A 23,794-nucleotide genomic window follows, 5' to 3' on the forward strand; every position below is an offset into this window, starting at 1 on the left:
ATCGCCGTCAGACCATAAGTGCAACCATTGGGATTATAGTCATCCAGAACAGTCCCCCCTGCCGATATGGTGACGTTGACCGGATTCGTGCATGCAGTGGCCGCACCCGCATGCTGCGAATACAAAGCCAACAGGATGAACAGCATGGCCACCGCCATGCGCATCAGCCAGGAAGGCAAGAGCGCGGCACGCGCCGCGCCGCGCTTGCCGGCAGCCAAGATATCCATGTCACTGACGGTGGCCGACTGGCAACCAGATTCGCTGAGATTTAGAAACATTATTTTCCTTCGATACATTTCTTGGGTGAGGAAGGTATGGCTCTGGCACACGGCAATATGGCCACCATTCATGTCGATTTCAGCTACTGTCAACGGCCCCGGAAAGGATGCCTCACGCTATTGACGCTTGCTTTACATCAACGTATGCTACTACGAGTAGCAAATAAAGCAACTAAAAAGTGTTGCTAAAAAAAGATATTTTAATGTAAATCAATTGCCGTTGCTAAATGTATTATCCTTGTGTTCCATTTCACAACAGTTATGGGGAGAGAAATAGCATGTCTGACGTCTTTGTAGGCCAAATCATGATGGCCGGTTTTGCTTTCGCACCCAGAGGATTTGCCGCCTGTAACGGGCAGCTGCTGCCGGTTCAACAGAATGCAGCCCTGTTTGCCCTGCTGGGCACCCAGTTCGGCGGCAATGGACAATCGACCTTTGGCTTGCCCGATTTACGCGGACGCACGCCTTTCGGTTCAGGAGCCTCTGTCGACGGCAGCTGGCAACCATCCCCGCTCACCCAGGGCACCCCGGCCGGTTCAGAAGCTGTCACTTTGCTAGTGAGCCAGCTGCCTGCGCACAACCATGCGGCCAGCGCGCTGACGACTGCGGGAACGCTCAAGAATCCGGCTGGCGCGCTGTATGCCGGCAGCGGGGCGGAGTCGATTTATGTCGCCGCGACGGGACCGCAGGTTGCGCTGGCGCAACAGACGCTGGCTACGACAGGCGGCAACGGCCCGCATAATAATTTGCAACCCTTCCGCGTCATCAACTTCAACATTGCCTTGAGTGGTGTCTACCCCTCGCGCAACTGACCTCGCCTGACAACACCGTCGCGCGCGGCAGTGCCTTGTGGCCGCGAAGCGCAGCCGGTTTCCCCCAGGTGCTACAAACCGTGTCCCGCCTTTTTACGGAGTAAGCCATGTCTGATTGTTACGTAGGTGAAATTCGCCAGTTTGCCTTTCCACGCATACCCACCGGGTGGTTTGCCTGTGACGGCAGCCTCAAACCTATTTCTGAATATCAAGTGTTGTTCATGTTGATCGGCACCACCTATGGTGGCGACGGCGTCAACACCTTTGCCGTGCCGGACTTGCGCGGCCAGTTGCCCTTGCACCAGGGACAGGGAGCAGGTTTGACGCCGCGCGTCATCGGCGGCACCGGTGGCAACGAGCAGGTCACCTTGACAACAGATCAGATTCCCCAGCACACGCACATCTTTTTTGCCACCAACGCCACCGCCAATGCCGCAACGCCGGGGCCGACGCTGGCGCTGGGCGCCGCCACCAACAGTGACAATATGTACGCGACCAGTGCCACAGGGAGCACGCCGACGGTGCTGTCGGGCGTCGCCTGCGGCCTCGCTGGCGCCAACCTCCCCCATGAAAACCGCATGCCGACGCTGGCCGTGTCGTTTTGCATCGCATGGCAGGGCGTCTTCCCTTCGCAGCAGTAACGACGACAGTCCACCCGACTTCACAGGAGAAAAATCGTGGCATCACCATTTCTTGGCGAGATTCAGATCTTCGGTTTCAACTATCCACCAGCAGGCTGGGCGCTGTGCAACGGCGCCACCCTGTCAGTGAACCAGAACAGTGCCCTGTTTGCGCTGATCGGCACCACCTATGGCGGCAATGGCAGCACCACCTTCCAGCTCCCCAACCTGGTCGGCCGCGCCGCGTTCAGCCAGGGTACGGGGCCCGGCCTGTCGCAATATGACATCGGCGAATTCGTTGGCGCCGCAGGCGTGACGCTGACGGCGCAGGAAATGCCGGCGCACCGGCATGTCATGACGGTCAACCGCCAGCCGACAGCTACTCTGCAAAGCAATATCCCTGTAACAGACGCACTGCTGCTGGCACCGGGCAAGACGACGGCCATGACGCTCAGCATCACTCCCGACACCAGGCTGGCACCCAACGTCGTCGGCATTACCGGTGGCAACCAGGCGCACGAAAACCGCCAGCCCTTGCTGGCACTGAACTACTGCATCGCATTGCAGGGAGAGTTCCCACGGTTTGATTGAGGCAAGCCGGATGGGGAAACAAGGCAGGCGCACAGCCAGCCTTGTTTCCAGCCGCATCAGGACACGCGGGGCAAGAGCTTAGTTGAACACGGCCTGGTACAGGAAGCCATGGTTGTCCCGCGCCACCGGCACGAGAAAAATCCCCACTTCGCCGAAAGCGTCATGCTGCAGCTGGAAAATTTTCTGGTTGAAGACGATGGCGGAAGAATTGCGGAAAAGCAGGCTGAACGGTGGGCGCAACATTCCCTGCAAGGTCGATGCCGGCAGCGGACGCGCCTCCACCAGGATGAACGGCGCGTTGCCGTCGCTGACCGAGATAAACGTTTCATTCAGGCGCGGCGCAAAATGCTCGAGGGTCAGTATATCCATGGTGCGTTTCCGTTCAGATATTGGCAGGACAGTGACTTATTCTAAATGAATCATTGTTTCATTGAAACTCTTTTAATGCGGAATTTGCCGACGGGTGCGGCGCGCAGGCAGCACCCGCCGGCATTGCCTGTTACCGCATCGCCTCTTCCAGCCCCGGCGCAAACCCGGCGCCGTGCTTGACCTGCGCGGTGGACGCCTTCAGCGTGGCGCCGATCGGCTCGGCGCGGCCCGCCAGGCATTGCCCCAGGAAGTTTTCCGTCACCGCATTGAAGGCAATGTTGTTCACGGGCCGGGCAAAGCCATGGCCTTCGTCGGGGAACAGCACGTAGGTGACGGGAATATTCTTCGCCGCCATGGCCGCCACGATCTGGTCCGATTCCGCCACGTTGACGCGCGGGTCGTTCGCGCCCTGGCCGATCAGCAGCGGGCGCTGGATGTTCTGCGCAAAGTTCAGCGGCGAGCGTTCCTTCAGCAGCGCCTTGCCCTCTTCCGTGGTCGGGTCGCCCATGCGCTTGTAGAACTGCTGCTTGCCCGCTTCCCAGTACGGCGGAATGGTTTGCAGCAAGGTAAACAGGTTCGACGGGCCGACGATGTCGACGCCGCAGGCAAACGTCGTCGGCGTAAACGCCATGCCGGCCAGGGTGGCGTAGCCGCCGTACGAGCCGCCCATGATGGCCACCTTGTCGGCTGTCGTCACGCCGCTCTTCACCGCCCATTGCACTGCGTCGAGCAAGTCGTCATGCATCTTGCGGCCCCACTGCAGGTCGCCGGCCGAGATGAATTGCTTGCCGAAGCCCGTCGAGCCCCGGTAATTCACGGACAGCACCGCATAGCCGCGGTTGGCCAGCCATTGATGGTAGCTGTTATAGCCATAGGTATCGCGCGCCCACGGGCCGCCATGCACCAGCAGGACCATCGGCACCGCCTGCGACGGCACGCCGCCGGCGCCCGCCTTCGATGCCTGCGGCAAGGTCAGATAGGAGACCAGGGTCAGGCCGTCGCGCGCCTTGATTTGCTGCGGATACATGGGCACCAATGGCGCGCCTTCCAGCTCGGGCCGCGTGACATACAGCTGCGTGAGCTTTTTGCTCTTGCGGTCGTACAGCCAGCTCGATGCCGGCGCCGTGACGGCATCGACGCCCACAAGCCATTTGTCATCGGCGTCCGTGCGCGACGTCACGTTGAACTGGCCCTTGGCATGCTTCTTCAGGAAGGCCAGGTCGGCCTTCAGGTCATCCGTCAGCGGCAGGTATTCGTGCTGCAGATAGTCAACGGAATACGCCTGCACCTTGCCTGTGCGCGTGTCGTACAGGGCGTCGGAAATGTCGGCCCGCGGGTCTTGCGCCACCACCGTGGTCTTGCCGCTGGCCACGTCCTGCGCCAGCAGCGCCGAGGTATTGCGGCCGCGCGAATCGGTCCAGTACAGGGTCTTGCCGTCGACCGTAAAGGCCAGCGGCGCCGTCGTCTGCGAATCTTCCAGACCCACTTCCGCCAGCGGCGTGCTCTCGGCCTTGCCGTCCGTGATGCGGAAATACTGCATGCCGCCGTCGGCGCGCGCCTTGCTGGCGATGCGCAGATTGAGCAGTTCATCGGCCAGGTAGCCGCCGTAGCCGTCATTCTGCCCCACCAGGGTCAGCTTGCCGCTGGCCAGGTCCAGGCTATACACGTCATGCCAGCGCGCATCACGGTTATTGATGCCGATCAAGATACGGTCCTTCACCTTGCTGCTGATCTGGATCACGCGCACGCGGGTCTTCTCGAACGGCGTGTAACTGACCTGCTTGCCGCTCACGACATTCACGCCGTACAGCAGGAAATTTTCATCGCCGCCCTTGTCCTGGATGAACAGCAGGGTTTTCGAATCGGGCGACCAGAAACTGCTGCGGATGGGACGCACCTTTTCTTGCGTCAGCGGACGCGCCTGCGCCGGATTACTGGCCGGCGCCACCCACACATTGAGCACGCCGTCGCGCGGCGCGATCCACGACAGCCACTTGCCATCCGGGCTGATGCGCCCGCCGGACTTGCTGGGATTGCCAAACAGCTTGGCCCGCTCGATCAGCGGCGTGTCATTGACAGGAGCTTGGGCGTGCGCCGGCAGTGCGCTGGCGAACAACAGGAAAGGCAGGACATAGCGAATCATGGACACCTCATGGTTGATGAATGAAGGGAAACTTCACACGTGCATGTGCCAGCACATCATAGGCCAAAGCAGTATTGCCAGGTTGACTACGCGACAAGGGACGAAAATCGGGGGATGGACGGGGAGAAACGGGGAACGGACCGCGGTGCCGGTCAGGCGACTGCCGGCGCGCGGCAGGCGTGACCGGACGGAGAAAAGAAAAAGGCCACTGCGCGGAGTGGCCTAAATCCTTGCATCTAATGGCTGGGGCGAGAAGATTCAAACTTCCGACCCTATGCCCCCTACACGACGACACCAAGCCGTAACCCGCATGGACGCTATATATAGAGAGAATCGGGCATATAATATACAGTACGTTCCAACAGGTATTCAAGCCCGCATGTCGCGGTGTTTTTTCTGCAAAAATTATACATTTTCGCCCCCGTTTTTTCTCGCAGCTTCCCATCCCATGCTCACTGCTGGATGATGCCAGTGGCTCATCGCTCCTTGAAATGACTGGCAGACTCCAGTTTTCAAGTCGTCAGAATATTCATTCCATATCAGTAGTCTGGCGTAGCTCGAAAATCCCCTCCACTGTCAACAACATAACTTTATCTGATGATATGGCGCAATTTCGCGCATCAACCATAAGGCTCCATTTCATCGACACAGCCATAAGTCACTTACTTTTGAGGAAGTCGTAGATAGAAACAATCATTCCGAAAAAAAACACCACAAAACCAAGCTTTGCAAATAAATCAAAAAAATAATTTCTCAATTCAAAACTCATTAGCACCATTGATCCAGCAATTAAAAACCCACAAAATGTTATCAAGGATCCTCTTTTAATACCTTTATTTTTCATGTCAGCTCCAAATAAAATAAATTCCCTTACTTTGAAAGCAATAATTCATATAATGAAATTAAAATTCAATGAATTACAAGAAATCAGTCTGAAATACATTTTATTACCATATCGCAACTCGCACATTCCGGCCCGCGGTCAGGTCCCGTGTGCATTTTTCACACGCGACGGAAGTAGATCAGCGACAGCCACGAGGTGCTCTGCTGGATACGGGCCGTGGAAGCGCCCATGCTGGCGGCGATGCATTACGTGCCGGTCAGCAAGGAACTCGCGCTGTGCTACGAAAACGTCGTCAAGGGCTTCCAGGCATACACAGGCTACATCGGCATTTCCATCCCAGCCACTGAAGAGTCCCGCAGTGAAACCGGCGAAGCGCGCAAATTGCTGCTCTTGCCGGATCAGGTCAACACCACCTTCAATGGCAGCGCCACGGTGGTGGGTAGCGGGCCTAGCCGCAAAATCACGGGCTTTTCTCATGAGGTTAATCTAACTCTATGACTGCTCCTGGCCGGTTTCAGCCTTATATTTATTGCCAACGGATTTCCCATCCAGTCTCGGCAATGAACTGAGACACGTCACTCAAAGTCTCCACCCATGAATCAAAAGCACTATTGGGATTTGGATCACCACGACCGTCCCACCATTCAAAGATGAAATAGCCTCCTGTTTTTTCCGATTCATACTCAACTCGAACCTGATGAGTTGGGTGCTCAGAATTTATGATCGTTCCTGTTGTGTTTATTTTTACCATGCCTATATACTCGACGCGGTTTCACTGTCCGTCATCCGTCCACTCTTGGCCTATTGTGTTGAAGAAGTCGAGCGGCAACAAGTTCGGGATGTCTCAGACCTCCAAGCAGTCGGCACGCCTTCAATAGCGGCGGTTCCGGACAGTCTAGGCGGGTAAAATTTCTATCTGAATGTCAACGCACCTGCGTTTTTCAACACAATAGGCCGATAGCGGACATCGGCATACGGCAACGAAAATCATACGTGATGTAAACGGAAAAACCCAGCACCGATATTATACAAACGTATAATATACAGTACTGGGTTTCTATACAGCTTGCGCTGTAACTCCTTGAATCTAATGGTCGGGGCGAGAAGATTCGAACTTCCGACCCCATGCACCCCATGCATGTACGCTACCAGGCTGCGCTACGCCCCGACGAGGTGGGAATTATAGCAGAGGCTTTTAGGTTTTTGCCATGCTTTGCGCATGATTCATATCGAACTGCGCAAACTTTTTTGCATGGCCCTGGCAAGCGGCCTATTCGTTCAGCAGCAGCGCCGTCAGGACGATGCGGAAGCCCGCGATCAGCGGCTCGACTTTCACGTCCGGATTGTGAATGAAGCGCACGGGCAAGCCCTGGTAAATGGCGACGAGGGCATTCAGGCGGCCTTCCAGCATCTCTTCATCGGCCGGCAAGCCGCGCTTGATGCGCGCATCGCGGATGATGGAGAGAAACAACTGGCGCGAGCGCTGATCCGAGCATTGCAGCATGTCGGCGATCGCCGGATTGCGCGATGCTTCGGCAAAGATTTCCAGCGGCATCATCCACGTTTTCGGGTCCAGCGCTTCGAGCACATGCTCGCCCGCATTGTCGATCACGGCCTGCAGCGGGTCTTCGCGCTGCGCCAGGTCCTGCATCAGGTTCGATACCCGCTCCGTATTCTGCATGACGAAGGCGGCGATGATCGCATCCTTGCTGTCAAAATAATTATAGATATGGCCCGCGCTCATGCCGGCCGCTTTCGAGATCTCGGCCATGCTGGCGCCGTGAAAGCCGCGGCGGCTGAAACAGCTTTCGGCCGCATCGAGCACCTGCTTGCGCCGCGTGTTGGCGCGCTCGGGATCCGGATGCTTCTTTTCAACTTGGTTCATGATTTTCCAGTAGCGCGCCGGCCCTGCCCTTGCGGGCAAGGCCGGCGTCGGCGTCCCCGTGATTATTGGACGCCGCCAGCCGCCGCGACGGCTGTCTGCTCAGGCTGCCAACCGCCGCCCAGCACCTTGTACAAGGTCACCAGGTTGGTCGATTTGGCCAGACGCGCCGTGATCAGGCTTTGCTGCGCCGTGTACAGCGCGCGCTGGGCCACCAGGGCGTTCAGGTAGGACTCGGCGCCCTGCTTGTAGCGCGCGTCGTGGATGGTGTAGCTCTTCGTCGACGCCTCGACCAGCGAAACCTGCGATTGCAGGCGCTCGTCGATGGTGCCGCGCTGGGCCAGCGCATCGGACACTTCGCGGAAGGCGACCTGGATCGCCTTTTCGTATTGCGCCACGGAAATTTCACGCTGCACCTTGGCGATATCGAGGTTGGCGCGGTTCACGCCGCCATCGAAGATCGGCAAACTGATCTGCGGAATGAAACTCCACGTGCCGCTGCCCGCCTTGAACAGGCCCGACAGGTTGTCGCTCAGCGAGCCGGCCGTGGCCGTCAGCGAAATGCGCGGGAAGAACGCCGCGCGCGCCGCGCCGATGTTGGCGTTGGCAGCGCGCAAGGTGCGCTCGGCCGCCAGCACGTCGGGACGGCGTTGCAGCACGTCCGACGGCACGCCGGACGGAATGTCCGCCAGGGCCGTCACGGCGCCGAACTCGCCTTGCGGCAGCAGGTCGGCCGGCACGGGGCCGCCCACCAGCAGGACGAGCGCGTTTTGATCCAGCGCAACCTGGCTCGTGTAGACAGCCACGTCGGAACGGGCCGACTCGACGCTGGTCTGGGCATCGTACTTGTCCAGGCCGGAAGTCGCACCGGCACTGAAGCGGCGCACGGCCAGGTCATACGACGATTGCTGGCTCTTCAGGGTGTCCTGCGCCACGCGCAGGCGCTGCTGGTCGGCCACCAGGTTCAGATAAGTGCTGGCCACTTCGGCCACCAGGCTGATCTGCTGTGCGCGGCGGGCTTCTTCCGTGCCCAGGTATTGCTCCAGCGCACTGTCGGACAGGCTGCGCACGCGGCCGAAGAGGTCCAGCTCGTAAGCCGACACGCCCAGGTTCGCCGTGTACTGGCGGTTGATGGACGCTTCGCCGTTGGCGCTGGCGTTCTTCGGCACGCGGCTGGCCGTCTGGCCGCCGGACGCCGACAGGGTCGGGATCAGCGCGGCGCGTTCGATGCCGTAGGTGGCGCGCGCCTTCTCGATGTTCAGGATCGAGACACGCAGGTCGCGGTTGTTGGCCAGCGCCAGTTCCAGTACCTGGCGCAGGCGCGCATCGGCAAAGAACTCGCGCCAGGCGACGTCCGCCACCGGCTTGGCGTCGGCGGCGGCCGTGTCGGCCTTGTAGGAAGGACCGGTCGGCCAGCTTGTGGGCGCCGGCGCTGCCGGACGCTCATACGTCGGAGCCAGGCTGCAACCGGCCAGCAAGGCCAATGCCGCCATGGAGAGTAGCGTTTTTTTCATATTAATGCGCATCCTTAGAAAGCGTGACGGCTGGCGAGCCAGGCGTCGCCGGCGTGGCGGGCGCGTCCGGCTTCGAGAAGAAGCCGCGCACCAGCACGAAGAACACCGGCACGAAGAAGATACCGAGGAACGTGGCCGTCAACATACCGCCCAGCACGCCGATACCGATGGCGTTCTGGCTGCCGGAACCGGCGCCGCTGGATATGGCCAGTGGCAACACGCCCAGACCGAAGGCAATCGAGGTCATCAGGATCGGACGCAGACGCAGACGCACCGCATGCAAGGTCGCGTCCAGCAGCGACATGCCCGATTCCTGCATTTCCTTGGCGAATTCGACGATCAGAATCGCATTCTTCGCCGACAGGCCCACCACCGTGAGCAAGCCCACCTGGAAGTACACGTCGTTCGACAGGCCGAAGAACCAGGTGCCCAGCACGGCGCCGATCACGCCCAGCGGTACCACCAGCAGCACGGAGAACGGAATCGACCAGCTTTCATACAGCGCGGCCAGGCACAGGAACACGATCAGCAGCGACAGCGCGTACAGCTGCGGCGTCTGCGAACCGGATTCGCGCTCTTCCAGCGACACGCCGGTCCAGCTGAAGCCGATGCCAGGCGGCAACTTGGCGACCATTTCTTCCATCGCGTTCATGGCGGCGCCCGTGCTTTGGCCCGGCGCCGGCGTACCCAGGATCTCTACCGACGGCAAGCCGTTGTAGCGTTCCAGGCGTGGCGACGCGTAAATCCACTTGCCGGTAGCGAAGGCCGAGAACGGCACCATCTGGCCAGCGGTATTGCGCACGAACCACTTGTTCAAGTCTTCCGGCAGCATGCGCGAACTGGCGTCACCCTGGATGAACACTTTCTTCACGCGGCCACGATCGAGGAAGTCGTTCACATATGAACTACCCCAGCCGACGCTCAGCACGCGGTTGATTTCCGAGATCTGCAAGCCCAGCGCCGTCGCTTTCTGCTGGTCGATGTCGATCTTGTACTGCGGCGTATCTTCCTGGCCGTTCGGGCGCACGCCCACCATGGCCGGATTCTGCGACGCCATGCCCAGCAACTGGTTACGCGCCGCCATCAGGGCGTCATGGCCGACACCGCCGATATCCTGCAGTTGCATGTCGAAACCGGTGGCGTTACCCAGTTCCAGCACGGCAGGCGGTGCAAACGTAAACACCATCGCATCCTTGATCTGCAACAACTTGCCCATGGCACGACCGGCCACGGCCGGCGCTTTTTGCGCCACGTCCTTGCGCAGCGACCAGTCTTTCAGGCGCACGAAGGCGATACCCGTATTCTGGCCGTTACCGCCGAAGCTGAAACCGGCGACGGCAAACACGGAAGCGACGTTGTCTTTCTCGCTGTTCATGAAGTGGTCTTCGACCTGTTCGATCACTTTCAGGGTGCGCTCTTGCGTGGCGCCCGTCGGCAATTGAATCTGCGTAAACAGGATGCCCTGGTCTTCTTCCGGCAGGAAGGAGGTCGGCAGGCGCATGAAGATGAACACCAGGCCGGCCAGCAACAGCACATACAACAGCATCGAACGGGCGCGGTGGCGGATCATGCTGCCGACCAGGCCCTGGTACTTGTTGCTGCTGCTATCGAAGCTGCGGTTGAACCAACCGAAGAAGCCCTTGTTCGTCGCGTGATGGCCTTTTTCGACCGGTTTGAGCAGGGTGGCGCACAGGGCTGGCGTAAACACCAGCGCGACGACGACGGACAGCACCATCGACGAGACGATGGTGATCGAGAACTGGCGGTAAATCACGCCCGTCGAACCGCCGAAGAAGGCCATCGGCACGAACACGGCCGACAGCACCATGGCGATACCGACCAGCGCGCCCGTGATCTGCGTCATGGACTTGCGCGTCGCTTCCAGCGGCGACAAGCCCTCTTCGCTCATCACGCGCTCGACGTTTTCCACCACCACGATGGCATCGTCGACCAGCAAACCGATGGCCAGCACCATGGCGAACATGGTCAGCGTATTGATCGAATAGCCAAACGCGTTCAGGATACCGAAGGTACCCAGCAGCACGACCGGCACGGCCATGGTCGGGATCAGGGTGGCGCGGAAGTTCTGCAGGAACAGATACATCACCAGGAACACCAGGATCACCGCTTCGACCAGGGTTTTGACCACTTCTTCGATGGACAGTTTCACGAACGGGGTCGTGTCGAACGCCACCTGATAGCTCATGCCTTCAGGGAATTGCTTGCTCAGGTTGCCCAGCATGGCTTTCGCCGCATTGGCCGTATCGAGCGCGTTGGCGCCCGTCGCCAGCTTGATCGCCACGCCCGTTGCCGCATGGCCGTTGTAGCGGGCCACGGTATTGTAGTTCTCGCGGCCCAGTTCCATGCTGGCCACGTCCTTCAGGTACACCATGGCACCGTTGGTCGTGGTTTTCAGCAGGATGGCGCCGAACTGCTCCACCGTTTGCAGACGGCTTTGCGCCGACACGGTCGCGTTCAGCTGCTGGCCCTTGATGGACGGCGTGCCGCCCAGCTCACCGGCCGACACTTCCGCATTCTGCGCCTGCACGGCCGTGATCACGTCCGCCGGGGTCAGGTTAAAGCTTTGCAGCTTGGCCGGATTGAGCCAGATACGCATGGCGTACTGCGAACCGAACAGTGTCACGTCGCCCACGCCGGGCACGCGGCTCAGCGGATCGACGACGTTGGCGGCCACATAGTCGCTCAAGTCGGTCTGGTCCATCTTGCCGTTTTCGGAAATGAAACCGAACACCATCAGGAAGTTCTTCGTCGCTTTCGACACGACCAAGCCTTGCTGCGTGACAGCCGTCGGCAGCAGTGGCGTGGCCAGCTGCAGCTTGTTCTGTACCTGCACCTGGGCGATGTCGGGATTGGTGCCGCTGGTAAACGTCAGCGTGATGCTGATGCCGCCAGTGGCATCGCTCGACGAGGCCATGTAGCGCAAGCCGTCGATACCCTTCATCTTTTGTTCGATGACCTGGGTAACGGCGTCTTCCACGGTCTTGGCGGAGGCGCCAGGATAGGAGCCGCTGATCGAAATCGACGGCGGAGCGATGCTCGGGTACTGCGCGATCGGCAGGCTGAGGATCGAAATCACGCCGGCAAGCATGATGACGATCGCGACCACCCAGGCAAAAATCGGGCGGTCAATGAAAAAACGGGCCATTAATATTCTCCTGAATTAGTGGGCGCTGGCAGCCGATGCTGCGGCAGAGGCGGCAGCGGCAGGCGCATCAGCGGCCTTGGCCGGTACGGCAACGGCTGGTGCGCCTGGCTTGACTTTTTGCAAGCCCTCCACGATCACGCGATCGCCTGCGGCCAAGCCGGACGTCACCAGCCAGTTGGTGCCGACGGTACCGCTGGTGGTCAGCACGCGTTGCTCGACCTTGTTTTCCTTGTTCAGGATCAAGGCGGTTGCCTGGCCCTTCTGGTTGCGCGTCACGCCCACTTGCGGCACGGTGATGGCTTTTTCATCGACGCCCGTTTCCAGCTGGGCACGTACGTACATGCCTGGCAGCAATTCGCCTTTCGGGTTCGGGAACAGCGCGCGCAAGATCACGTTGCCGGTGGTCGGATCGACCGTCACGCCAGCGAACTGCAGCTTGCCCGGTTCGCTGTACTTGCTGCCATCCGGCAAGATCAGGTCGACCTTGGCCTGGCCTTCGCCCACTTTTTTCAGCGAGCCGTCGGCCATCTGGCGCTTCAGGCGCAGCAGGTCGGTGCTCGACTGGGTCACGTCGACATAGATGGGATCGAGTTGCTGCACGGTGGTCAGCGCGTCGGCCTGGCCTGCCGTGACCAGCGCGCCGGCCGTCACGGTCGAGCGGCTGGTGCGGCCGCTGATCGGCGCCGTCACGGTGCTGTATTTCAGGTTGATGTTCGCCGTTTCCAGCGCCGCAGTGGCGGACTCGACGTCTGCCTTGGCTTGCTCGAACGCAGCGACGGCATCGTCGTATTCCTGGCGGCTCACGCCTTCGATGGCGACCAGTTCCTTGTAGCGCGAGGCTTTCGGACCGGCCGTCAGCAAGTTGGCCTTGGCTTTCGACAGCGCGGCCTTGGCTGAATTATAGGCAGCCTGGTAGGTGGCGGGGTCGATCTGATACAGGGCCGTGCCCGCTTTCACATCGCTGCCTTCGACGAACAGGCGCTTCTGGATCAAGCCGCCGACTTGCGGGCGCACATCGGCGACCTGGTAGGCATTCGTACGGCCAGGCAATTCGGCGCTCATCGGCAACGCGGCCGGATTAACAGTAAACACGACCACCTGTGGCGCTTGCTGCGCGTGAGGTGCTTCCTGTTTTTTACTGCAGCCGGCCATGATTACAGTGGCGCACAGAACGGCAATAGCGCCGCTCGTACGCGGCGACGTCAAGGAAAATGTTGGTTGCATCTTGGACTTTCTGAAAAAGAAGCTGGCTAGTGTCGTTAGAAATGACTAAATTTATTAACGCAGATCAAAGAATGAACGATCATTCTAAAATCGTCAAGCATCGTTACAATTGAAACATAGTAACTATCAAGCGAATTAAATTATCAATGAGGCAATAAAATGAAGGCAACAACAGCGTCGGCACGCCCGCCAATTCGAATGGGAAGCGGGCGGGCGGCGGCAAAACGGCAAAGCGGGAAAGTTGGATTGAATGATTACTGTAGCAGGGTAATGCGTTTTTTGCTGAGACCGTGATCGCGTACGCAACACTGCCTTGCGCGCCCCCGCCCTGCCACGATGAATATTTACCAATGGTATCGAAAAGACATGTCGCGCCGGACGCGCTAGTATAGTGATCACGGCGTGGCAAAGCGGGGGCGCAACGATGACGGCACAGGCGCGAAACAGAGGGCAGCACGATGGCGCGAACGGCCCAGACGCGCCGCCGCTGCTGTCGACGGGCGTCGCCGGCCTCGACGCCATACTCACCGGCGGCATGCTGGCCGAGCGCCTGTACCTGGTCGAAGGCGCCCCCGGCACGGGCAAGACCACCTTGGCGCTGCAATTTCTGGCCGAAGGTGCGCGCAGCGGCGTGCCCGTGCTGTATATCGCCCTGGCGGAATCCGCGATCGAGCTGCGCGGCGCGGCCCTGTCGCATGGCTGGGACCTGGCCGGCATCGCCATCGAAGAAGTGGCGCCCGGCGACGATATCCTCGACCCCGAGCGCCAGTACACCATCTTCCACCCGTCGGAAATCGAACTGGCCTCGACCAACCAGCGCATCCTCGCCGCCATCGAAAAGCACCGCCCTGTCCGCCTCGTGCTCGATTCGCTGTCCGAACTGCAGCTGCTGGCGGAAAATCCCCTGCGCTACCGGCGCCAGGTCGTCGCGTTGAAACAATACCTGGCCAGCCGGCACTGCACCACCCTGCTGATCGACGACCGTTCCGCGCTCGACGACGGCTTGCAAGTGCGTAGCGTGGCGCACTGCGTCATTTCGCTGGAGCTGCAAAACCAGGCCTACGGCAATGACCGGCGCCGCGTGCGGGTGGTGAAATACCGGGGCGTGCCGTTTCGCAGCGGCACGCACGACTACAAGATCGCCTATGACGGCCTGGTCGTCTTTCCGCGCCTGGTGGCGGCCGACACGCGCCGCGATGGCGACCATCGGCGCCTGTCGAGCGGCGTGCCCGAACTCGACACCATGACAGGGGGCGGCCTGGAAGAAGGCATGAGCACGCTCATTTCCGGCCCGGCCGGCAGCGGCAAGTCCACCCTGGCGGCGCAATTCGTGCACGCGGCCGTAACGCGCAGCGAACCGTGCGCCATGTTCCTGTTCGAGGAAGCCCGCAGCAAGCTGCTGAACCGGACCGACAACGTGGGCATGCGCCTGCAGGCGGCGCTCGATTCCGGCCTGTTGAGTGTGCAGCAAGTCGATCCGGCCGAGCTTACACCGGGAGAATTCGCCCAGGCCGTGGTCGACGCGGCAGAACGGGGAGCCCGGGTCATCGTCATCGATAGCCTGAACGGCTACATGCATGCCGTGCCAGACGAGCGCTTCCAGAGCACCTATCTGCATGAACTGCTCAACTACCTGGGCCAGCGGGGCGTGGCCACCCTGCTCGTCGGCGTGCAGCAAAACATGCTGGGCACCTCGATGACGACCTCGGCCGATGCCAGCTATCTGGCCGACGGCGTCATCATGCTGCGCTATTACGAAACGGAGGGCGAGGTGCGGCAAGCCATTTCCGTCTTCAAGAAGCGCGGCAGCGCGCACGAGCGCAGCATCCGCCGCTTCGAGATCAGCCCGCAGGGCATCCGCATCGGCCCGGCCCTGGCCGGCTTTCACGGCATCCTGTCGGGCTTGCCCACCATCGGCGGCACGCCCTTCCCCTAGGAGTTGCCATGGAGCAGCGTATCCTGATCTACGCGCCTGGCGGCCAGGACGCCGCCCTGGCCGCCAGGGTGCTCGCCGGCGAGGCCATCGCCAGCCACGCCTGCCGCTCCGCCGGCGAACTGGCCGAGCAGCTGGCGCTGGGCGCCGGCGGCGTGCTGACGGTGGACGAATCCTTGCCTGCAGGCGTGTACGCCGTGCTCGACACCTATGCCCGCCAGCAACCGGACTGGTCCGATTTGCCGATCATCCTGCTGACGCACGCGGGCCTCGATTCCCTGCCTTTGCGGCAAGCCGTCGCCACTCTGGGCAACCTGACCCTGCTGGAACGCCCCGTACACATATTGACCCTGATCACCTCGGCCCACGCCATGCTGCGCGCACGCCAGCGCCAGTACCAGGTGCGCGAGACGCAGCGGCGCAAGGACGAATTCCTTGCCAGCCTCGGGCATGAACTGCGCAATCCGCTCGCGCCCATCAAGACCTCGGCGGCCCTGCTCAAGCACCTGTATCCGGCATCGGAGCAGGTCAACAAGGTCAGCGGCGTGATCGAGCGCCAGGTGATACACCTGACGCGGCTGGTGGATGATTTGCTCAACGTGGCGCGCATCACCAGCGGCAAGGTACTGCTGCAGCGAGAAAACATTGATTTACAGCAAGTACTCGACCATGTGATCGAACTGTGCCAGCCCGCGGCCGACAGCCGGCACATCAGCATCACGCAGGCGTTGCCGCCGCATGCCGTGACCTTGCACGCCGACTATGCCAGGGTGGTGCAGATCTTTGCCAATATCGTGTCGAATGCCGTGAAATTCACGCCGGAGGGCGGCCACATCCACATGACGGCGCGCCTGACGCAAGGCTTGCTGCAGGTGACGGTCGAAGACAATGGCATCGGCATCGAGCCGGACGCCATCCCGCGCATCTTTTCCATGTTTGAACAGGGGCGCACGGTGGAAGGCCAGATGGCCAGCGGCCTAGGCATCGGCCTGAGCCTGGCGCGCCAATTTACCGAGATGCATGGCGGCAACATCGAAGCTTGCAGCGACGGCCCCGGCCGCGGCAGCCGCTTCATCGTCACCTTGCCCGCCAGCGCCGGCGACGCCCAGGCAGCCGCCCCGACCACGCCGGCGGCCGCCGGCAGCGAGACGCCCAGCGGCGCTGGCCAGCCCGTGCAAGTGCTGGTGGTGGACGACAACCTCGATGCGGCCGATGCCTTGCAAAGCCTGTTCCAGCTCGAGGGCTATGTCGCCAGTGTCGCGTATGGCGGCGCGCAAGCCCTGGCGGCCGTCGACAGGTCGTGGCCGCAACTGGTCGTGATGGACCTGGGCATGCCGGACATGGATGGTTATGAGGCGGCGCGCCAGATACGCCAGCGTGCGCAGGGGCGCGAGGTGCTGCTGATCGCCCTGACGGGCTGGGGAGAGGCGCGCTCACGCACGGAACAAGCCGGTTTCGACCATCACCTGACGAAACCGGTGGACTTCGCCGCCATCGCCGCCCTGCTGGAACAGCGCCTGGCGCGGCGGACGGGAGCAGCTACGCGGACAAAATAGCGTTTATTTCCACTTGCCGCGCAATTCCTGCACCTTTTGCTGCAACAGTTCCGGCGTGGCGGCCTCGGGCGCCACGGGCATGCCCACGGCCAGCGACAGGCGCGAACGCAAGCCCGCCTTGAAGGCGCGCTCGAACAAATGGCCATTGCGATGGCTCAACAGATGTCCCCACAAGCCGCGCAGCGCCAGCGGAATCACGGGCACCTTGCTGCGCTCGACGATTTTCGCGATACCGCCCTTGAATTCGCTGATCTGGCCCGTGCGCGTCAGCTTGCCTTCCGGGAAGATGCACACCAGCTCGCCCTCGTGCAGCGCTTGCGCGATATCAATGAAGGCCTTTTCCATGAGGAAAGGATCTTCCTTGGCCGGCGCGATGGGAATCGCCTTGGCCGTGCGGAAAATCCAGCCCATCAGCGGCATCTTGAAGATGCGGTGGTCCATGACGAAACGGATGGGGCGGGGGCTGGCCGCCATGATGACGATGGCGTCCACATAGCTGACGTGGTTACACACCAGCACGGCCGCCCCTTCCGTCGGGATGCGCTCGCCATCGACCACTTTCACGCGGTGCACGGTCTGTATCAGTATCCACGCGAGGAAGCGCATGAGGAATTCCGGCACCAGCGAGAAGATGTAGGCCGCCACCAGCGCGTTCAGGATGGCCGTGACGAGGAACAACTGCGGAATCGTAAACCCCTGGCCCAGCAGCACGATGGCCACGCCGGCGGCCGCCACCATGAACAGGGCGTTCAGGATATTCATGCCGGCGATCGTGCGCGAAATGTGCTTGGGGTCGCAGCGCGTCTGGATCAGGGCGAACAGGGGCACGATGAAAAAGCCGCCGAAGACGCCGATCATGACGATGTCGAGCAAGATGCGCGGCACGCCGGCCTGGCTGACAAAGGCCAGCGCATCGACCACTTGCGTATTCGCATACGCATTGCTGGCGAAATACAGGTCGATGCCGAACAGCGACAGGCCGATGGAACCGAACGGCACCAGGCCGATCTCGATCTTGTGGCCGGACAGGCGCTCGCACAGCAGGGAACCAGTGCCGATGCCGACGGAAAACACTGTCAGCAGCAGCACGAACACGCTGTGGTCGCCATGCAGGAAATCCTTCGAGTACACGGGGAACTGCGCCAGGATCAGGGCGCCATAGAACCAGAACCAGGAGTTGCCCAGCATGGCCAGGAAGACGGGACGGTTCTTGCGCGAAAAATTCAGGTTGCGGAACGATTCGGCGACGAAATTCAGGCTCACCTTCAAGTCCGGCTCGGGCGCCGGCGTGCGCGGCACGCGGTAGCTGGCGATGAGGCCGAAGACGGCCACGGCAATCGTCGCGCCCGCCACCAGTTCCACGCCCAGCGGCTTGTGCACGATCAACACGGCGCCGAGGATTTCGCCCAATAAAATGCCGACAAAGGTGCCCATTTCGATCAGGCCATTGCCGCCGACCAGTTCCTCGGGTTTGAGCTGCTGCGGCAGGTAGGCATACTTGACGGGGCCGAACAGGGTCGAATGCACGCCCATGCCCACGACGGCGGCCACCAGCAGCCACAGGGTATGCGTCATCCAGCCGGCGGCGGCCACGGCCATGATGGCCAGTTCCATCCATTTCACGAAACGGGCCAGGCCCGCCTTTTCGAACTTGTCGGCCAGCTGACCCGCCGTGGCTGAAAACACGACGTAGGGCAGGATGAACAGGCCGGGAATCAGGTTGGTGATGGTGGACGGGTCGAGCGTGGTCCAGCTCAGCGCATCGTAGGCGAGGATCACCATCAAGGCCGTCTTGAACAGATTGTCGTTGAAGGCGCCAAAGAACTGGGTCCAGAAGAAGGGCCCGAAACGGCGCTGCGACAATAAGGAGAACTGGCTGCTTTGACTCATGGCATGGGGAACTGGCAATTAAGGAATTGCTAAAATACAGCACTATCTTGCGCACGACAATCTGAATGTCGACATCTTGCTTGGCATCAATATGAAAAGCCCGCTCCGGCCCCATGCTTGCCTTGCCGCCGAACACACTTCCTGGTACTTGCCCTGACACAACAGAAATCGCTTGTTTCTTGATAATAAGGTAATGTGCGCATACATCGGGCGCCTTCGCCCTGCCCTTTCAGGAAAGCTGCCCCATGTTTGGATTGATCACGCTGTTCATCCTTGGCTTGCTGATTACCGCCTTCGTGCTGGTGCTGCAGTACCGCCGCAGAGTGGCGGATCTGGAATTGCTGACGGCGCGCCTGCGCAAGGAAGTCGACGGCATCCAGCAGCGCCTGCGGACGCTGGAAGGCCAGGGCGAAGCGCCTGCGGCTACGCCCGTCGTGCCCGCCGTGCCCGCCAGCGCGGCACCGGCGGCGGTGCCGACGCCTTTGCCGACGCCCGCCCCCGTGCCGCAAGCAGCCGCGATCAAAGTAGCCGAGGTGGCGCAGGTCGCGCCGGCACCAGTGCCGGCAGCAGCCTCCGCAGCAGAAGCCCCCGTGGCGCCGAAACCGGCCCCGCCGGTTCCGGCCAAGCCCGCCCCTGCCGTCCCGAATACCCCGTCCTGGATCGCGCACCCAGACGGCCTCGTTGCCAAGGCGAAAAACTGGCTATTCACGGGCAACCTGGTCGCCAAGCTGGGCTTGCTGATCCTCTTCCTCGGCGTCAGCTTCCTGCTCAAATACGTGTCGGCCCAGGTCACGCTGCCCATCGAGCTGCGCCTGGCCGGCATCGCGCTGGCCGATATTGCCCTGCTGGCCTGGGCCTGGCGCATCCGCCTCAGCCGTCCCGGCATCAGCCTGCCGCTGCAGGGCACGGCGCTGGCGATATTGATGCTGGTCACGTTTGGCGCCTTCCGCCTGTATGAACTGATCCCGGCCGGCCTGGCATTTGCCGTGCTGTTCGTGCTGACGGCGTTCACGTGCCTGCTGGCCGTGCTGCAAAACGCCGTCTGGCTGGCCGTCTTCGGCATCGTCGGCGGCTTTGCCGTGCCCCTGCTGGTGTCGACGGGCAGCGGCAACCATATCGGCCTGTTCAGTTATTACGCGCTGCTCAATGCGGGCGTATTCGCCATCGCCCTGAAACGCGCCTGGCGCGTCCTGAATGTACTAAGCTTTGGCTTTACCTTTGTCGTCGCCACCACCTGGGGCCTGCTGCGCTACTCGCCCGAGCACTACCTGTCGACGCAACTGTTCTTGATCCTGTTCGTGCTGTTCTATGTCGGCATCGCGATCGCCTACTGCGCGCGCCAGGCGCCGCGCCTCAAGCATTACGTGGATGGCACCCTGGTCTTCGGCACGCCGCTGGCAGCCATGGGCCTGCAGTACGGCCTGGTCCGGCACTTTGACTTTGGCCTGGCGTTTTCCGCACTGCTTGCCGGCCTGTGCTACACGGGACTTGCCGTGGCGCTGTGGCGCAGGAATGGCTTCAAGCTGCTGGCCGAAGCCTTCCTCGCGCTGGGCATCGTCTTCGGCACCCTGGCCATTCCGTTCGCCCTCGACGGCCGCTGGACGTCCGCCGCCTGGGCGCTGGAAGGCGCGGGCATCGTCTGGGTCGGCTTGCGCCAGCGCCAGACGCTGGCCTGGGCTTTCGGCTTGCTGGTGCAGGGGGCCGCCTGGCTTGCCTTCCTCGGCGCCATGCAGGAACTCACCACGGCAACGGCCCTGGACGCCAACATCTGGCTCGGCTGCGTGCTGCTGGCCGCCGCCGCGCTGGTGATGGCCTTCAACTTCCGCCACCATGGCAGCCACTTGCATCCGGAGTTCATGAGCAGCCTGTCCGTGCTGTTCCTGACGGCCGCCACAGTCTGGCTGCTGGGCGGCATCTGGACCGAAATCCTGCTGCGCACGGATGCCGCAACGCAACTGAACCTGCTGACCGTCAGCGCGCTGGCAGTGGCAGCCCTGCTGGCGGCGCTGGCGCGGCGCGAGCAATGGCATGCGCCGCGCGCGCTGCTGCTGGCCGTGCAGGTACTGGCCGGCATGGTCATGCTCAGCCGCGCCAGCTGGACCTGGGACCAGCATCCGGCCAACCTGTTCGGCGGTTCCTTCCTCAGCGCCCTGCTGCTGGGCGCCGCCGCCTTTGCCAGCGCCCGTTTCCTTGCGCTGCGCGCGCGCGGCGGCGACGAGCTGCTGGCCCTGGTGGCGCGCCCCCTGCTGGCCTGGAGCGGCTTGCTGTGGTTTGCCGCCATCCTCGTGCCCTTCACCAGCTGGCTGCTGCGCCTGATAGACGGCGACCTGGCGCTGCAAGCGCACGCGGGCGAACACTGGCTGGCGCTGTACCTGATCGCCGTCTGCGTCACGACGCCCGCGTTCGCCCTCCTGGCGCGGCGCCTCGATTGGCCGCAGCTGCGCTGGATCAGCGTGGCCGCCTGGATTGGCCTGGGCCTGTGGAGCGCCAACCTGTTGCTGGCGCTGTACCTGCGCGACTACCTGCCAACCGGCTTGAGCTGGCTGGCCCTGGCCAGCGCCCTGGCGGCAGGAGAATACCTGCTGCTGGCCTGGCCTCAAGCGGGCTGGCAATTCGACGCGCGCGCACTGCGTTTCCTGCATACGCTGCGCACGGCAGCGCCCTGGCTGATGCTGTGGCCGCTTGGCGCCATCCAGGTCAGTGCCTGGCTGGCGCAGCATGAAGGCAGCGTCAGCCCTGCCTGGGCCCGCTACTTGCCGGCCTGGGCCATGATGCTGGTGCTGGCCTGGCTGATCCGCCGCTGCCGCGCTGGCGCCTGGCCGGTGGCGCCGATTGCGGCGTGGTACCAGCGTTATCTGATACCGCTGGCGGCGGCATGGTCGCTGCTGCTGATCGCCGCGTGGAACATCTTCGACGACGGCGCCATGGCACCGCTGCCGTACTTGCCATTGCTCAATCCGCTGGACCTGAGCACGGGTTTTGCCGTCCTGCTGGCCATTGCCAGCTACCGCTTGCTGCCGGCGGGCCAGATGCCGCTGCCCGCCGTGTGGCAGGCGCGCTTGCCCGTCGTGGCCGCGTGCCTGCTGTATGGCTGGTTCAACCTGATGCTGCTGCGCACGGTGTCGCAGTACCTGGGCGTGCCCTACACCTTTGACGCCATGCTGGCCTCGCAATTCGTGCAAGCGATGCTGTCGCTGGTGTGGAGCGTGACGGCCCTGCTGCTGATGCGCCACGCGGCGCGCCAGCAGCGGCGCCAGCAATGGAGCCTGGGCGCCGTGCTGCTGGGCCTGGTCGTCCTGAAACTGTTCCTGATCGACCTGTCGAACGTGGGCGGCATCGAGCGCATCGTCTCCTTCGTGGGCGTCGGCTTGCTGATGGTCTTGATCGGCTACCTGGCGCCGTTCCCCAAGGCTGCCGCGCCCGCTTCAGCCGAACCGCAACAAGGAGCCGCATGAAGCCCTCATTGATCTGCTGCAGCCTGCTGGTGGCAGGCGCCGCGCTGGCCGCACCCGGCCAGGACCGGCCACAGGACTATGCCTGGAGCATGCCCGTGCAGGTGCCGGCCGGCGCCGGCATCGTCCAGCTGATATTGCCCAGGGACGTCTACCTGCACGCCAGCTCGGCCAGCCTGGCCGACCTGCGCCTGTTCGACGCGGACGGCAAGCGCCTGGCCTACGCCATCGGCGCGCCGCCCGCGCAATCGGCCACGCAACGGACTGCCATTCCCGCCCGCATTTTCCCCGTGACGGGCGCGCCGGCAACTGGCGATGGCTTGCAAGGCATCGATATCCGCACGGCGGACGATGGCCATTTGCTGTCGGTCAGCACGCGCGCCGGCACGGCAGCGACCACGGCGGCGCTGCAGGCGCTGATCCTCGACCTGGGCAAGCAGACGCAAGACAAGCGCATCGCCGCCTTGCGCTTCACACCGCCGGCCCGCACGGACAATTACAGTGCGCAAGTGCTGCTGGAAGTGAGCGATGACCTGAAGCAATGGGACGCCATCGGCACCACCACCCTGAATTGGCTCAGCAACAGCGACACGCAAACCCTGGCCAACGACAGCATCGCCTTTGCGCCGCGCGCCTTCCGCTATGCGCGCCTGAGCTGGCAAGCGGGCGAACCGCTGGCCTTTGCGGCGATCACGGCGCAAGCCGTCAGCGAAACGGAGATCGCTCCAGCGCGCGCCTCCATCGTGCTGCAAGGCTTGCCCGGCAAGCAGGCGAATGAATGGCGCTACGCCACGCCCCTCGCCATTCCCGCCGACAGCATCGCCCTGCAATTGACGCGCAACAATGTGGTGCTGCCCGTGACCCTGGGCGTGTATCGCCAGAACAGCTATGTTCCCCGGCACCGGCTGCACCTGCGCCACCAGGCGCGTCCCGCACAAGGTGCGTATTTCGATCCCCTGCTGAGCACGACGTTTTACCGCATCGGCCTCGATGGCAAGGAGCGGATCTCGGGCGACCTGGCCATGCCCGTGACGCAAACGGGCGAATGGGTACTGCAGACGGCCACGGAACTCCAGCTCGACGCCAGCGATGCGCCCGCCTTGCGCCTGGGCTGGACACCGGCCACCGTCGTTTTCCTGGTCAGCGGCAAGCTGCCTTATCAGCTGGCATTCGGCAACAGCAACGCCGCCGCCGTGGCGCAACCGCTGTCGCAGGTGGCGCCCGGCTTCAAGACGGACGAATTGCTGGCACTCAAGACGGCCAGCGCCGGCCCGCTCCACCCCAACGGGGGCGCGGCGGCACCAGCACGCGCCACAAAAGACGGGGCACCGTGGCGCCTGGCCGCGCTGTGGGGCGCACTGCTGCTGGGCGTGGGCGTGCTGGGCTTCTTTGCCTGGCGCTTGCTGTCGCAAATGAAACAGGAACAACAGGAACAAGAGGAACAAACGGGGCAGCAGAAATCAGCCCCACAGCAAACGGGCCAGCAATAAATGGGCCCGCAAGCAATGGGCCGGCAAGCA

General features: G+C 62.2%; 17 protein-coding genes and 1 tRNA gene. 9 read left to right on the top strand and 9 right to left on the bottom strand.

Annotation, left to right across the window (positions count from 1 at the left end):
* Nucleotides 1-144 precede the first annotated feature (144 nt).
* The 4 genes from O0881_RS09025 (at nucleotide 145) to O0881_RS09040 (ending at nucleotide 2,301) form a co-directional block, all read left to right on the top strand.
* Entirely contained in the window at nucleotides 145-402 is a 258-nt protein-coding gene (locus tag O0881_RS09025; RefSeq protein WP_289910977.1) for a hypothetical protein, read from the top strand.
* Nucleotides 403-556: 154 nt separating this feature from the next.
* Nucleotides 557-1,090, top strand: a complete 534-nt coding sequence (locus O0881_RS09030) for a tail fiber protein (RefSeq protein WP_289904121.1) — start codon at nucleotides 557-559, stop codon at nucleotides 1,088-1,090.
* Between the two features lie 107 nt (nucleotides 1,091-1,197).
* A complete protein-coding gene (locus O0881_RS09035) occupies nucleotides 1,198-1,731 on the top strand; it encodes a tail fiber protein (RefSeq protein ID WP_289910979.1) in 534 nt (177 codons plus the stop codon).
* A gap of 36 nt (nucleotides 1,732-1,767) precedes the next feature.
* Entirely contained in the window at nucleotides 1,768-2,301 is a 534-nt protein-coding gene (locus tag O0881_RS09040) for a tail fiber protein (RefSeq protein ID WP_289910980.1), read from the top strand.
* 78 nt (nucleotides 2,302-2,379) lie between these two features.
* Here O0881_RS09040 and O0881_RS09045 read toward each other — a convergent pair whose 3' ends face one another.
* The 3 genes from O0881_RS09045 to O0881_RS09055 form a co-directional block, all read right to left on the bottom strand.
* On the bottom strand, nucleotides 2,380-2,670 hold the full coding sequence (locus tag O0881_RS09045) for a hypothetical protein (RefSeq protein ID WP_289904118.1): 291 nt from the start codon (nucleotides 2,668-2,670) through the stop codon (nucleotides 2,380-2,382).
* A 130-nt stretch (nucleotides 2,671-2,800) separates the two neighbouring features.
* The gene (locus tag O0881_RS09050) at nucleotides 2,801-4,813 is read right to left on the bottom strand and encodes a S9 family peptidase (RefSeq protein ID WP_289910981.1); all 2,013 of its coding nucleotides are present in this window, start codon (nucleotides 4,811-4,813) and stop codon (nucleotides 2,801-2,803) included.
* Between the two features lie 658 nt (nucleotides 4,814-5,471).
* The gene (locus tag O0881_RS09055) at nucleotides 5,472-5,657 is read right to left on the bottom strand and encodes a hypothetical protein (protein ID WP_289910982.1); all 186 of its coding nucleotides are present in this window, start codon (nucleotides 5,655-5,657) and stop codon (nucleotides 5,472-5,474) included.
* A gap of 228 nt (nucleotides 5,658-5,885) precedes the next feature.
* Here O0881_RS09055 and O0881_RS09060 point away from each other — a divergent pair, with 228 nt between their 5' ends.
* On the top strand, nucleotides 5,886-6,155 hold the full coding sequence (locus O0881_RS09060; protein WP_289910983.1) for a hypothetical protein: 270 nt from the start codon (nucleotides 5,886-5,888) through the stop codon (nucleotides 6,153-6,155).
* Nucleotides 6,156-6,748: 593 nt separating this feature from the next.
* On the opposite strand, the gene O0881_RS09065 is transcribed toward O0881_RS09060, so the two are convergent.
* The 5 genes from O0881_RS09065 to O0881_RS09085 all read right to left on the bottom strand — a co-directional run bounded on the left by O0881_RS09065 (nucleotide 6,749) and on the right by O0881_RS09085 (nucleotide 13,443).
* A tRNA-Pro gene (locus O0881_RS09065) sits at nucleotides 6,749-6,825 on the bottom strand.
* A 102-nt stretch (nucleotides 6,826-6,927) separates the two neighbouring features.
* Nucleotides 6,928-7,542 (bottom strand): TetR/AcrR family transcriptional regulator, encoded by a 615-nt coding sequence (locus tag O0881_RS09070; protein WP_099667038.1) that lies wholly within the window; start codon nucleotides 7,540-7,542, stop codon nucleotides 6,928-6,930.
* A 62-nt stretch (nucleotides 7,543-7,604) separates the two neighbouring features.
* A complete protein-coding gene (adeC, locus tag O0881_RS09075) occupies nucleotides 7,605-9,053 on the bottom strand; it encodes an AdeC/AdeK/OprM family multidrug efflux complex outer membrane factor (RefSeq protein WP_289910984.1) in 1,449 nt (482 codons plus the stop codon).
* A gap of 1 nt (nucleotide 9,054) precedes the next feature.
* On the bottom strand, nucleotides 9,055-12,219 hold the full coding sequence (locus O0881_RS09080; RefSeq protein WP_251350464.1) for an efflux RND transporter permease subunit: 3,165 nt from the start codon (nucleotides 12,217-12,219) through the stop codon (nucleotides 9,055-9,057).
* A 15-nt stretch (nucleotides 12,220-12,234) separates the two neighbouring features.
* Nucleotides 12,235-13,443: an efflux RND transporter periplasmic adaptor subunit gene (locus tag O0881_RS09085; RefSeq protein WP_099667035.1), complete on the bottom strand. Its 1,209-nt coding sequence runs from the start codon at nucleotides 13,441-13,443 to the stop codon at nucleotides 12,235-12,237.
* 424 nt (nucleotides 13,444-13,867) lie between these two features.
* On the opposite strand from O0881_RS09085, the gene O0881_RS09090 reads away from it, so the two are divergent.
* The gene (locus O0881_RS09090) at nucleotides 13,868-15,379 is read left to right on the top strand and encodes an ATPase domain-containing protein (protein WP_289910985.1); all 1,512 of its coding nucleotides are present in this window, start codon (nucleotides 13,868-13,870) and stop codon (nucleotides 15,377-15,379) included.
* A gap of 8 nt (nucleotides 15,380-15,387) precedes the next feature.
* Complete coding sequence (locus tag O0881_RS09095) at nucleotides 15,388-16,932, top strand: ATP-binding protein (protein WP_289910987.1); 1,545 nt, start codon at nucleotides 15,388-15,390, stop codon at nucleotides 16,930-16,932.
* A gap of 3 nt (nucleotides 16,933-16,935) precedes the next feature.
* Here the strand turns inward: O0881_RS09095 and O0881_RS09100 are convergent, their stop codons facing one another.
* Nucleotides 16,936-18,822, bottom strand: a complete 1,887-nt coding sequence (locus O0881_RS09100) for an MFS transporter (RefSeq protein WP_251350461.1) — start codon at nucleotides 18,820-18,822, stop codon at nucleotides 16,936-16,938.
* 245 nt (nucleotides 18,823-19,067) lie between these two features.
* Here O0881_RS09100 and O0881_RS09105 point away from each other — a divergent pair, with 245 nt between their 5' ends.
* Entirely contained in the window at nucleotides 19,068-22,277 is a 3,210-nt protein-coding gene (locus tag O0881_RS09105) for a DUF2339 domain-containing protein (RefSeq protein ID WP_289910989.1), read from the top strand.
* Entirely contained in the window at nucleotides 22,274-23,764 is a 1,491-nt protein-coding gene (locus tag O0881_RS09110) for a DUF3999 family protein (protein WP_289910990.1), read from the top strand. Before O0881_RS09105 ends, O0881_RS09110 begins: the two co-directional genes overlap by 4 nt.
* Nucleotides 23,765-23,794: the final 30 nt, after the last annotated feature.

Source organism: Janthinobacterium sp. SUN100 (assembly GCF_030397705.1).
GTDB classification, from domain to species: Bacteria; Pseudomonadota; Gammaproteobacteria; order Burkholderiales; family Burkholderiaceae_D; genus Janthinobacterium; species Janthinobacterium kumbetense.